At 60.4% G+C, this 11970-nt stretch carries 9 protein-coding genes; 8 read left to right on the top strand and 1 reads right to left on the bottom strand.

Annotated elements, in window-relative coordinates:
* The first annotated feature begins 367 nt into the window (after positions 1-367).
* The 5 genes from PG887_RS14385 (at position 368) to PG887_RS14365 (ending at position 6498) form a co-directional block, all read left to right on the top strand.
* Positions 368-1393 carry an ABC transporter permease subunit gene (locus PG887_RS14385; RefSeq protein ID WP_010675471.1) on the top strand — a complete coding sequence of 342 codons (1026 nt, stop codon included), beginning with the start codon at positions 368-370 and terminating at the stop codon, positions 1391-1393.
* A 2-nt stretch (positions 1394-1395) separates the two neighbouring features.
* Positions 1396-2439 carry an ABC transporter permease gene (locus tag PG887_RS14380; RefSeq protein WP_041212459.1) on the top strand — a complete coding sequence of 348 codons (1044 nt, stop codon included), beginning with the start codon at positions 1396-1398 and terminating at the stop codon, positions 2437-2439.
* Between the two features lie 82 nt (positions 2440-2521).
* On the top strand, positions 2522-4339 hold the full coding sequence (locus tag PG887_RS14375) for an extracellular solute-binding protein (protein ID WP_270822034.1): 1818 nt from the start codon (positions 2522-2524) through the stop codon (positions 4337-4339).
* A 25-nt stretch (positions 4340-4364) separates the two neighbouring features.
* Positions 4365-5402: an ABC transporter ATP-binding protein gene (locus PG887_RS14370; protein ID WP_104456064.1), complete on the top strand. Its 1038-nt coding sequence runs from the start codon at positions 4365-4367 to the stop codon at positions 5400-5402.
* A gap of 94 nt (positions 5403-5496) precedes the next feature.
* Positions 5497-6498, top strand: a complete 1002-nt coding sequence (locus tag PG887_RS14365) for an ABC transporter ATP-binding protein (RefSeq protein WP_041212969.1) — start codon at positions 5497-5499, stop codon at positions 6496-6498.
* A 629-nt stretch (positions 6499-7127) separates the two neighbouring features.
* On the opposite strand, the gene PG887_RS14360 is transcribed toward PG887_RS14365, so the two are convergent.
* Positions 7128-8579, bottom strand: a complete 1452-nt coding sequence (locus PG887_RS14360) for an aminoacyl-histidine dipeptidase (RefSeq protein ID WP_198497891.1) — start codon at positions 8577-8579, stop codon at positions 7128-7130.
* Between the two features lie 926 nt (positions 8580-9505).
* On the opposite strand from PG887_RS14360, the gene gpt reads away from it, so the two are divergent.
* From gpt to crl, 3 genes are all read left to right on the top strand, one after another.
* Positions 9506-9973: a xanthine phosphoribosyltransferase gene (gene gpt / locus PG887_RS14355; RefSeq protein WP_039040347.1), complete on the top strand. Its 468-nt coding sequence runs from the start codon at positions 9506-9508 to the stop codon at positions 9971-9973.
* Positions 9974-10147: 174 nt separating this feature from the next.
* Positions 10148-11416, top strand: a complete 1269-nt coding sequence (frsA, locus tag PG887_RS14350; RefSeq protein WP_041215706.1) for an esterase FrsA — start codon at positions 10148-10150, stop codon at positions 11414-11416.
* 62 nt (positions 11417-11478) lie between these two features.
* Complete coding sequence (gene crl, locus PG887_RS14345) at positions 11479-11871, top strand: sigma factor-binding protein Crl (RefSeq protein WP_039040346.1); 393 nt, start codon at positions 11479-11481, stop codon at positions 11869-11871.
* Positions 11872-11970: the final 99 nt, after the last annotated feature.

Below are 11970 nucleotides of genomic sequence, written 5' to 3'. Positions count from 1 at the left end.
GGCAGCCTGTCAAGGTATTCGAAGAGTACTGTCAGGCGGCATAGGCGAGTGTCGCACTTCGAAGTTGAATTCGCGAAACACCTGTGTAATTAATTTTTTAATAATTAAAATCGAGTTGGACGGGTAGGCGTAGCAGTTTTTTATATTGAAGTTGGGTTTTTTGGAAAAAATCATCCGCGGGATATGCTGCGGGGGGACATTCCCGGTTGCAGACAGAGTTCTACTTGATTTTTGTTGCAGAGCTTTTACAGTGACCGAGCCGGATTGTCTGTCAATGCCAGTCAATTCAGTGAGTAATGCCAGGTAAGGATAGGCCCGTCACCGGATGTGACTGGCCATAAAAGAACAACAAGGACGAGGTTCCACCATGCTGTCGTATTTCCTACGTCGGATGCTTTTGATCATCCCGACGTTTCTCGGTATCACCCTGCTCGTCTTCACCATCACCCGCTTCGTGCCGGGCGGCCCGGTCGAGCGCATGCTGCTGCAGGCGCAGGTCTCGCAAAACGAGTCCGGCCGCTCCAGTGGCAGCAAGGGGGCGCAGGCACTCTCCGACGAACAGATTGAAGAGCTCAAGGCGTTCTACGGTCTCGACAAGCCCATGCTGGTCGCCTACTGGGACTGGTTGCAGAAGCTGGCGGTGCTGGATCTCGGGGAGTCGACCCGTTATTACGAGCCGGTGTGGGATCTCATCAAGGAGAGGTTGCCGGTGACCGCCTTCTTCGGGCTCGCCACCTTTCTGCTGAGTTATGCCGTCTCCATCCCGCTCGGGGTGGCCAAGGCGCTCAGGCACAACAGCCGCTTCGATTCCCTGAGCTCGATGCTCATCTACATGGCCTATGCGCTGCCCGCCTACGTGGTGGGGATCTTCCTCATCACCGTCTTTGCGTTCCATCTGGAGTGGCTGCCCATGGGGGGCTTCCCGGGGGACGAGTTTGACGGTATGGAGAGCAGCTGGGATCAGATCCGCACCGTCTTCGCCCACGCGCTGCTGCCGCTCATCGCCTACGCCATCGGGGATTTCGCCATCCTCACCATGACCATGAAGAATAGCCTGATGGAGAACCTGTCGGCGGATTATGTGCGCACCGCCGTGGCCAAGGGGCTGCCGTTTCGCAAGGCGGTGACCGATCACGCCATGCGCAACAGCCTGATCCCCATCGCGAGTCACTTAGGGTCGGTGCTCACCGTCTTCTTCGGGGGCTCCTTCCTCATCGAGACCATCTTCAACATCGACGGCATCGGCCTGCTCGGTTATGAGGCCATCGTCGAGCGGGATTACCCCACCGTCATGGGCATTCTGGCCATCACCTCCATGCTGATGCTGGTGGGCAACATTGTCTCCGACATCTGCGTTGCCCTGGTCGATCCCCGCGTGCGGTTTGGAGAGTGAGCATGAACCTGAATCCGGTAACGCTGAAAAAACTCAAGCGCTTCAAGTCGATAAAGCGCGGCTACTACTCCTTTGTCATCTTTTCGGTCCTGGTGGTCATCTCTCTGCTGGCGGAACTGCTGGTCAACAGCCGGGCCCTGGCGGTGAGTTATCAGGGGGAGCTCTATTTCCCCACCTATGGGGACGTGATCCCGGGCCAGCACTTCGGGCTCGACTACGAGTACGAGACCAACTACCGCCAGCTCAAGAGCCAATTTGCGAAGGAAGATAAGGGGGATTGGGTGTTGCTGCCCCTGGTCCCCTGGAACCCCTATGAGCAGGACTTCAAGGAGGAAGCCTATCCGCCCTATGCCCCGAGCCTGGCGGAGCGCCACTTCCTCGGCACCGACACCAGCGGTCGCGATGTATTGGCACGGCTGGTCTACGGCTTTCGCATCGCCATCGGCTTTGCCTTCATCGCGCTGGTGGCGAGCTATGTCATCGGGGTCAGCATCGGCTGCATGATGGGGTTCCTCGGCGGTCGATTCGATCTCCTGATGCAGCGTTTCATCGAGATCTGGTCCCAGGTGCCCTTCCTCTACGTCATCATGATCCTGGTCTCCCTGGCCAAGCCGAACTTCGGCCTGTTCGTCGGTATCAACGTGCTGTTCGGCTGGATGGGGATCACCTGGTACATGCGCACCCTCACCTACAAGGAGCGGGCGCGGGACTACGTGATGGCGGCGCGGGCCCAGGGGGCGAGCACCCGGCGCATCATCTTCAACCACATTCTGCCCAATACCCTGATGATGATCGTCACCCTGGCCCCGTTTGCCGTGGTGGGCAACATCTCCACCCTGACGGCGCTGGACTACCTGGGCTTTGGCCTGGCGCCGCCGACCCCGAGCTGGGGGGAGCTGCTCTCCCAGGGGATCAACAACCTCGACGCCATCTGGATCGTGAGTTCGGTGGTGGCGGCGGTGAGCCTGGTGCTCATCATGGTCTCCTTCATCGGGGAGGCCATCCGGGAGGCGTTCGATCCGCGCAAATTTACCCGTTATCAGTGAGCGGTGGCGCCTTGCCAGGGCACATCGACAGGACCCTTAATGAAGACGCCCCCAGTGCAGGGGCATGACCAGGAAGTCAAACATGAACAATAAAATCAAATGGACAGGTGCTCTCTTTCTGCTGTTGAACGGATCCTGGGTGTGGGCGGCTAGCCTGCCCGCGGATCTGACGTGGGAGACCAACGACACCGACCCCGTGTTCGCCTCTCCCAAGGCGCTGCCCGGCGGCAACCTCAATCTCTTCGTCGACAGCTTCCCGCTGACGTTTCGCACCGTGGGGCCGGATTCCAACGGCTCGTTCCGCTCCTTCATCCTCGACAACCAGATGAGGCTCATCAGCTTCCATCCCAACACGGGCAACCCCATTCCGGCCCTGGCGAATGCCTGGGCCATCGCGCCGGACAGCCAGACCGTCTATTTCAAACTCGACCCGCGCGCCAAGTGGTCCGACGGCAAGCCGGTCACCGCCGATGACTACACCTTCGGCTACGAGATGATGCGCTCCAAGGACATCAAGGGCCCCTGGTTCAACAACTACTACACCACCGAGGTGGTGGCGGTGGAGAAGATTGACGACCACACCATTCTGGTCAAGGCGGGCAGCCGCAAGGCCAAGCTCGATCTCCTCAACACCACCGAACTGTGGCCCCAGCCAAAGCACTACTACAAGATGGGCCCGAACTGGGTGAAGCAGTACAACTGGGCCGTGGTACCCACCACGGGCCCCTACGTGATGAGCGACGTAAAAAAGGGCAAGTCCGTCACCTTCAGCAAGCAGAAGGAGTGGTGGGCAAAAGACGATCGCTACAACCAGCACAGGTTCAACCTCGACACCATCAAGGTGCAGGTGATCCGCGACCACAACATCGCGTTCCGCCACTTCCTCAAGGGGGAGCTGGACACCTTCGAGATGATCCTGCCCAACTGGTGGCATGAGAAGGCGGTCACACCGGAGTACAAGCAGGGATACGTGCAGAAGGTGATGGCCATGACCGACACCAAGCAGGGGGGGCAGGGGGTTCACCTCAACGTGGCCAATCCCAAGCTGGCGGATCTCAACGTGCGGCTCGGCATCCAGCACGCCTTCAACATCGACAAGATGATAGAGACGGTGCTGCATGGAGACTATGACCGCGCTACCACCTTCGGGTCTGGCTTCGGGGCCTTCACCGACATCGCGCTGCCAGAGCGGGCCTACGACATCGCCAAGGCACGGGAGTACTTCGCCAAGGGCGGCTACGGCAAGCAGGGACCGGACGGCATCCTGCATAACGACAAGGGAGAGCGGCTCACCCTGGCCCTCACCTACACCAGCCAGGAGCACTCCAAGCGGCTGACCGTGCTCAAGGAAGAGGCCAAGAAGGCGGGCCTGGATCTGGAGCTCAATCTGGTGGATGGCGCCACCGGCTTCAAGGTGATGCTGGAGAAGAAACACGAGGCGGCCTGGCTTGGCTGGGGGGGCGGCGGTCTCTATCCGCAATACTGGGAGTCCTTCCACTCCGACAACGCCAACAAGCCCCAGACCAACAACCTGTTCAACGTGGCTGACAAAGCGCTCGACAGCCTGATCGACGCCTACAACGTCGAGTTCGACATGGACAAGCGGGCCGCGCTTTCCCACCAGATCCAGCAGCGGATCTATGATCTCGCCATCTTCGTGCCCGGGGTTCAGCTCAACTACGTGCGAGCCAGCAGCTGGCGCTATGTGATGCTGCCGGAGGTGCCCGCCACCCGCAACACCCCGGATCTGCTCTACTGGCCCATGGATGGCTATCCCCACAGCAGTGGCGGCCTGCTCTGGATCGATCCCAAGGTGAAGGAGGAGACCCAGAAGGCCAAGGCTGACGGCAAGGCGCTGGCCCCCATCACCCTGATCGACAAGACCTATGCACATCATTGATGTGGCCCAGAAGGGAGCAGCAGTCATGCCCAACACACAGGTCACCGCCCCCGGCACCAGCGATCATGAGGGGCAGTCTCTGTCCCCCATCCTCGAGGTGCGGGATCTCGAGGTGGAGTTCGCCGTCGACGACGGCAAGATCAAGGTGCTCGACGGGGTCAGCTTCCAGGTCGCCCCGGGCAAGACCCTGGGGATAGTCGGCGAGTCCGGCTGCGGCAAGAGCGTCACCTCGCTGGCCATCATGGGGTTGCTGCCAAGGCCCCACGGTCAGGTGGTGGCGGGCTCCATCCGCTTTCAGGGGGAGGAGCTGCTCAATCTGCCGCCGGAGCAGATGTACAAGGTGCGTGGCAACCGTATCTCCATGATCTTTCAGGAGCCCATGACGGCCCTCAACCCGGTGCAGACGGTCGGCGATCAGCTGATGGAGGTGTTTCGCCTCCACCGCCCCGATTACAGCAAGGCCCAGCGCCGTGACGCCGCCATCGCCATGTTGAAGAAGGTGGGGATCCCCGAGCCTGCCCAGCGTTTCGCTGCTTATCCCCACAATCTTTCCGGCGGCATGCGCCAGCGGGTGATGATCGCCATGGCGCTGGCCTGCGAACCTGCCCTGCTCATCTGCGACGAGCCGACCACGGCGCTCGATGTGACCATCCAGGCCCAGATCCTGGATCTGATGAAGGAGCTGCAAGCCCAGACCGGCATGGCCATCATCTTCATCACCCACGATCTCGGGGTGGTGGCGGAGCTGTGCGACGAGGTGGTGGTGATGTATGCCGGGCGTGCGGTGGAGCGGGCCGATATCTATGAACTGTTTGACCACCCGCGCCATCCCTATACTCATGGTCTGATGGCCTCGATCCCGCGTCTGGAAGATGTGCCAAAGAGCCTGCTCAAGACCATCAAGGGTCAGGTGCCCGCCCTGCACGAGATGCCGGCGGGGTGCCGTTTCTCCAACCGCTGCCCCCATGCCACGCCCCTTTGCGTGGAGACCATACCGATGACCGAGCAGTTGAGCGAACGCCACGGGGTGGCCTGCCACCACTGGAAGGAGGTGAGCCTATGAACGGCCTGGTGTGGGTACGGGGTGTCGCAGGGCAGCCAGGCGGCGGGAAGGCGACCAGGTCGTCTGCTGCCATGAATCGTCGGGGATGAAAGTCATGACCAGCTTGTTGTCGGTAAGCAATTTAAAGCAGCATTTCAAGATGGGTGGCGGTTTCTTGCGCAAGCAATACACCGTCTACGCGGTGGATGGCATCAGCTTTGATCTCAGGCAGGGGGAGACCCTTGGCCTGGTGGGAGAGTCGGGATGCGGCAAATCCACCTTGGGGCGTTCGTTGCTCAAGCTGTTCGAGCCGAGCGCCGGCTCCATCACCTTCGAGGGGCGTGACATCACCCACCTCTCGCCCAAGGAGATGCGATCCCTGCGTCAGGAGATGCAGATCGTGTTCCAGGATCCCGCAGAATCCCTCAACAGCCGCCACACGGTTGGGCAGATCCTGGAGGAGCCTTTCATCATCCACGGCAAGGGCAACGCCGAACAGCGCCGGACATGGGTGCAGGAGCTGCTGGAGAAAGTCGGTTTGCCCGGCAGCGCGGTGGATCGCTATCCCCATGAGTTCTCTGGCGGCCAGCGACAGCGCATCGGCATCGCCCGCGCCATCGCCCTCAAGCCCAAGCTGCTGGTGTGTGACGAGGCGGTGTCGGCGCTCGACGTGTCGGTGCAGTCCCAGATCGTGAACCTGCTGCTCAATCTGCAGCGGGAGATGAACCTCGCCATCATTTTCATCGCCCATGACCTGTCGGTGGTCAAGCACATCTCGGACAGGATTGCGGTGATGTATCTGGGCCGGATCGTCGAGCTGGCCGAGGCCCAGGCACTCTACCTGGCACCGCGCCATCCCTATACCCAGGCCCTCATCTCCGCCATTCCGGTGCCGGATCCACGGCGGCGCAGCCAGCGCATCCTGCTTACGGGGGATGTGCCGTCCCCCATCTCGCCGCCGAGTGGCTGCCACTTTCACCAGCGCTGTCCCCATGCAACGGATCTGTGCCGCACCCGCTCGCCCGCCCTTGAGGCGTGCGGCGGGCAGGGGCATCAGGTGGCCTGCCATTTCCCCTTGCCCGTGCAGGAGGCGGTCCCGTTGGGAAAGGCGATATGATGCCGGCGCCCGCCGCGTCGCGACCGGCATCGCTGCAAGGTGGCACCGAGGAGGCGCAATAAAGGCGGAAACGGGATAAAAAAATGGGGCCTGCGGGCCCCATCTTCATGGTTGGAGTTCAGGTTTGGCCGTGGAAATTCTGGCCCGGGCAGGACAGCGCCCCGATGGGGGTGGCTGCTGTGTGGATTGCTGAGTTGTTTTGTAGTTTTATTACGTTGCTAATTTCAACTTCCGGACAGGCGATATCAGGCGCCATAACGGAAGTAGTAATTGCGGGTTGCAGGCGCATAAGTGTCTTTCTCTTCAGCACCTTTCTTGCTGGTTGCACCCTTCAGGTGGAACAGCACTGCCAGATTCTCGAACATATGATGACCTCGTTTCTCTGTGGTTCATGGGTTGTGTGACCTTGGTCACGTTCTGATCCTAGGGGCATATGTGAGCTGGATCAACTTTTTGTGTTGTAAATTTACATAAATCATGGAAAGGGTTTTCAAATGCAGACCTGTTCATGGATACGGTTTCATGCCAGTGCCACGTATGGAGTCGGGGATATGAGAGAGGTGGCCGAGGAGGGAGGACAAAAAAGATGCCCCGCACGGGGCGGGGCATCGGTATGGTCGTGAGTTGGCTTACTTGGCCGGGATATGTTCCAGCACGTGAACCAGCAGTTGCCAGAAACGCTCGACCGCCGGGATGTGTACCTTCTCCCCCGGTGCGTGGGCGCCACGGATGGTCGGGCCGAAGGAGACCATGTCCCAGTCCGGGTAGGCGCTCTTGAACAGACCGCACTCGAGGCCTGCGTGGATCACCATGACGTTCGGCATCTCGCCAAACAGGGTCTGGTAGCTGCTTCGCACCAGTGCCATGACCGGTGAGTCAACGTTCGGGGCCCAACCCGGGTAGGCGCCGGTGAACTCGCAGCTGGCGCCGGCCAGGGTGAACAGGGAGCGGGTCATCTGCTCGATGTTCTCGCGACCGGAATCGATGAGGGAGCGGATCAGGCACTGCACATAGACTTCCCCCTCGAGTGTCTTGATGACACCCAGGTTGGTGGAGGTCTCGGTCACGCCCGGGATGGCGTCGCTCATGCGCATCACCCCGTTCGGGCAGGCCATCAGGGCATCCAGCAGGCGGCTTTGCAGGGACTCGCTCATGAGCTGGGCCGGTTTCTCCCGGGCGGTGAGCAGCACGGTGAGGTTGGCCTCGGTGGCGGCCAGCTCGCTCTGATAGATGCCGGCGTAGCGGTCCACCAGGGCCTTGAAGTCAGCCACGCTGGCGGTGGGCACCAGCAGGCTGGCACGGGCCTCGCGGGGGATGGCGTTGCGCAGGGTGCCGCCGCTGAGATCGCCAAGGCGCACCCCCAGCGGTTCGGCGGCCTTGAGCAGACGGACCAGCAGCTTGTTGGCGTTGCCGCGGCCGCGATGGATGTCGACCCCGGAGTGGCCGCCGCGCAGGCCCTTGACCTGCAGCTCGAAACCTTCACCCTCGGTGGCAGCGACCAGCTCCAGGGGGAAGCGGATATTGGCATCGACCCCGCCGGCGCAGCCCATGTAGACCTCGCCATCCTCTTCGGAGTCGGTGTTGAGCAGGATCTCGCCCTCCAGCCAGCCCGCTTCCAGACCGAAGGCGCCGGTCATGCCGGTCTCCTCGTCGGTGGTCAGCAGCACTTCCAGCGGGCCGTGCTTGATGGTCTTGTCGGCCAGCACGGCCAGGCAACCCGCCATGCCCATGCCGTTGTCGGCACCCAGGGTGGTACCACGGGCGGTGACCCATTCGCCATCGATGTAGGCATCGATGGGATCGGTGGTGAAGTCGTGCTGGGTGTCGGCGTTGGCCTGGGGCACCATGTCGATGTGGGCTTGCAGCACCACGGCCTTGCGGTTTTCCATCCCCGGCGTGGCCGGTTTCTTGATGATGATGTTGCCGACGGCATCTTGCTTGACCGCCAGGCCTTCTCCCTGGGCCCATGCGACGATCCAGGCGCTCAGTTGGGCTTCGTGCTTGGAGGGGTGGGGGATGGAGCAGATCTGCTCGAAGAATTGCCAAATCAACTTGGGAGACAGAGAACTGAGCTGTGCCACGTCGGGACTCCTTACCAGCATGGAAAATGTCGGGCCCCACTCTGCGGGCCGGGGAAGAGGATAACGATAATACAGTCAATCACGCAAAAATGTGAGCGATCAGCGCAAATGACGCTCTGCTTGTGCTGGGAAAGGGAGCATGGATGGCGAACTTCACTACCTGCCTTATTTGTGTCAGCACAACATCAATTTTGTGATGTCAGTCACAAAAATATTGTCTTTTGGGCGCCGGGTGGTAAATTAGCCGCCGTGGCCAGCCCACTTGTCAGGATGACAATCAATGCCTCCAGGGAACCGAAGCAAAGCAAGTGCGCCTCCATGGAACCGAGTGTCAGTTCAAGGATGTGAACCCGCATTAAGGTACGTAACTTGTTAAGCAATCAGGAGTTTATGATGTCAGGCAGCAATTCAACCTATTGGTTTGCCCAATCTCTCTATACCCAGGGCTTCAACTACCCGAATCCCTACGCCACCCGCCGTTAAGGCTCGCAGGCGTCACAGGTAACAGCAGCAGGTGTGTGAGGATCCTCTCCTCCCCCTGCTATTTTTTTGCCCGAATGTCATGGAATGTGTGTCAAACGGCCAACCTGTCGGTGTCGTCGGAGCCCTCCCAAAAGGGCGACAGAGCGGGAGATGGCGGACATTTCCTGTTTTTCGCATACGTTTGCCGCTCAATTTATCCATAAAGAGTGCTATCATACCGGCCCAACAGCCGGCCCGAGCTCGGGAGTCCACCCGACATGGCCGCCAGCTACACCCCATCCCTGTTCGCATTGCATCCGTTTTTGCCGCCGAGGCGTCAGCCCCGAGGCCGAAAAAGTGCAAGCAAAATTCGGGAAACGGGGTGCCAGAATTGACCCGAACCCGTCTCTTTGCCGGGTTTCGCCTCATAAGTGATTGCTTTATAACTCGTTGAGATCGATAGCATGCCAAAAAAGTTCTATGTATCGTGGGATAACCTGCAACGCGAAGCGCGCCGTCTGGCCCGTCGTCAACTGCCTGTCAGCCAGTGGAAAGGGATCATCGCCGTCAGTCGCGGTGGTCTGGTGCCTGCGGCCCTGATGGCCCGCGAACTTGGCATTCGCAATGTCGAAACCCTCTGCATCTCCAGCTATGACCACGACAACCAGCGCGAGCTGGTGGTGGTGAAGGCTGCCACCACCGCAGGTGACGGCGAAGGCTGGCTGGTGGTGGACGATCTGGTGGACACCGGCGGCACCGCCAAGGCGATCCGCGAGCTCTACCCCAGAGCCAAGTTCATCACCATCTTCGCCAAGCCCATGGGCGAACCCCTGGTGGATGACTTCGAAGTCGCCATTCCGCAGGACACCTGGATTGAACAGCCCTGGGACATGGCGCTGGAGTTTGCCAAGCCGATCTGCGACGAAGCGTAATCGCTGCACCGGTCGCGACCAGTGACTCCCCGGTATTCGGGTGCTGACTGAACCGTCGTGATGCAAGGTTGACCACATTGAGCCCCTTTTGGGGCTCAATGCGTTTCTGGTGTGGCTGCTCGATGTGAAAAGTGGTTAAGATGGGACATTGTTTGAGACAGAAGAGCCACCATTTTGGAACCAAACGACGATACCAATCTGACGGAAAAGCTGTTTACCCGGGTCAAAAAGGTATTGGAAACTTCCGAAGTCTCCAACTCGAGCCCCGTCGACGAGCAAGACAGCGCACTGTCTGACAGCTTCATCGATGGCGCCCTGTCGCCCCGCTGGTATCGCCTGCTGCGCAGACCGACCTGGGCCTGGCAGGGGGCCGATCCCGTCGAGGTGGAGCAGACCCTGGCGCACATCGCCATGGGGCAGGGGGAGCGCAGTCACGAACGCTATCTGGACACCATCAAGGGCTATGTGCCCGGCAACTGGGTCTATGAGTGGAGCCAGCTCGCCGGCCATTATTTCAATACGGGGCGGACGCTGCTGGGGGAAGGGGATCGCGCCGCGGCGCTGAAGAGCCTGCTCAAGGCAGTGCGCTACTACTCCATCGCAAGCTACCCCCACCTCAAGCACGACGAGCTGGCGGATCAGGCCCAGTTGCTCGGCAACATGGCCTATCGCGAGGCCGGACGCCTGTTCAAGGTGCCCCTCAAGGAGTTGCAGGTCCCGTTTCGGGGCAAGACCATCCAGGGCTACCTGCATCTGCCCACCACCGAGAAACCTGTGCCCCTGGTCATCGTCAGCGGTGGCATCGATTCGCTTCAGGTGGACTTCCTCAACTTCTATTTCAAGTGTCTCGAGCCCCATGGCATCGGGATGCTTTCCCTGGACATGCCGGGCACCGGCTATGCCGAGCACTGGCCCCTGGTGCAGGACACCAGCCGCCTGCACCAGGCGGTGCTCAACTACCTCTCGGAGGTGGCCTGGGTCGATCACCAGCGCATCGCCATGGTGGGGTTCCGCCTCGCCGGCAATGTGGCGGCCCGTCTCGCCTTCGTCGAGCCATTCAAGCTTAGGACCGTGGTCTGCATCGGTGCCGGCATCAACCAGGTGTTCACCAATCAGGAGATGTTCGCCCGCTGCCCGCGCATGATGCGCGACGGGCTGGCGAACCGGCTGGGGGCGGACGCGGCCCAGTGGGATCTGCTGCGCACCAAGTGTCAGGTCTTCTCCCTCAAGACCCAGGGATTGCTGGGGAGTCGCACTTCCGTGCCGATATTGAGTATCGGGCACAAGAAAGATTTTATTTGTCCCGAGCAGGATGTCCGGGCATTGGCCGCTGCGAGTCGCAACGGCAAGGCGGTGGTGTTTGACAAGCAGCCACTGCTCGAGGTCTATGACGAGGCACTGAAAGAGACGGTAGACTGGCTCAAAAAGCACTTATGTACATGATATAAAACAAAAAATGTAACATCACCATGTGATGGTATGGCTTGTTCAACAGGGAGGTTAGCATGTCAGAAAGAGTGACTTACAAGCGATTGCTGCGGCAGTTCGCGGCCATTGGCCCCTATTTGCGTGAAGACCTGTGCGAGGAGGGCCGCTACCGCTTTGACTGCCTGTCAGTCTGTGTCAGCGCCAAGCCTGCCCCGGACAAGCGGGAGTTCTGGGGCTGGTGGCTGGTGCTGGAGCAGGCGGATCACAGCTTCAGCTACCACTATCAGACGGGGTTCTACAACGCGGACGGGGAGTGGATCGACAAGGCGCTGCCCAAGAAGCATCAGGCGGAAGTGGAACGCACCCTGCAACATTTCTACAAGCTCATCAGCGGCAAGCTGACCCAGCTGGAGTGCACCCTATCCCCCGCGAAGCAGGTGACTGCCGAACTGAGCGTGACGGCAGCCTGATCCCCAAGCCCCGCATCTTCCCGGTGCGGGGTACCCCGATGCTTTGTCACCGAGCCCGCAACTGCCTGGCGAGGCTTAATTGCCTTGCAGGGCAGGGGG

The organism is Aeromonas sp. QDB14, from assembly GCF_027707845.1.
Classification (GTDB): Bacteria; Pseudomonadota; Gammaproteobacteria; order Enterobacterales; family Aeromonadaceae; genus Aeromonas; species Aeromonas caviae.
Note: the sequence above shows the minus strand (reverse complement) of the source record. Positions and strands in the feature narration are given on the sequence as shown.

Excerpts from the sequence above, each read along its gene's own strand:
- PG887_RS14385 (WP_010675471.1), top strand. The coding sequence starts at position 368 with ATGCTGTCGTATTTCCTACGTCGGATGCTTTTGATCATCCCGACGTTT.
- PG887_RS14380 (WP_041212459.1), top strand. The coding sequence starts at position 1,396 with ATGAACCTGAATCCGGTAACGCTGAAAAAACTCAAGCGCTTCAAGTCG.
- PG887_RS14375 (WP_270822034.1), top strand. The coding sequence starts at position 2,522 with ATGAACAATAAAATCAAATGGACAGGTGCTCTCTTTCTGCTGTTGAAC.
- PG887_RS14370 (WP_104456064.1), top strand. The coding sequence starts at position 4,365 with ATGCCCAACACACAGGTCACCGCCCCCGGCACCAGCGATCATGAGGGG.
- PG887_RS14365 (WP_041212969.1), top strand. The coding sequence starts at position 5,497 with ATGACCAGCTTGTTGTCGGTAAGCAATTTAAAGCAGCATTTCAAGATG.
- gpt (WP_039040347.1), top strand. The coding sequence starts at position 9,506 with ATGCCAAAAAAGTTCTATGTATCGTGGGATAACCTGCAACGCGAAGCG.
- crl (WP_039040346.1), top strand. The coding sequence starts at position 11,479 with ATGTCAGAAAGAGTGACTTACAAGCGATTGCTGCGGCAGTTCGCGGCC.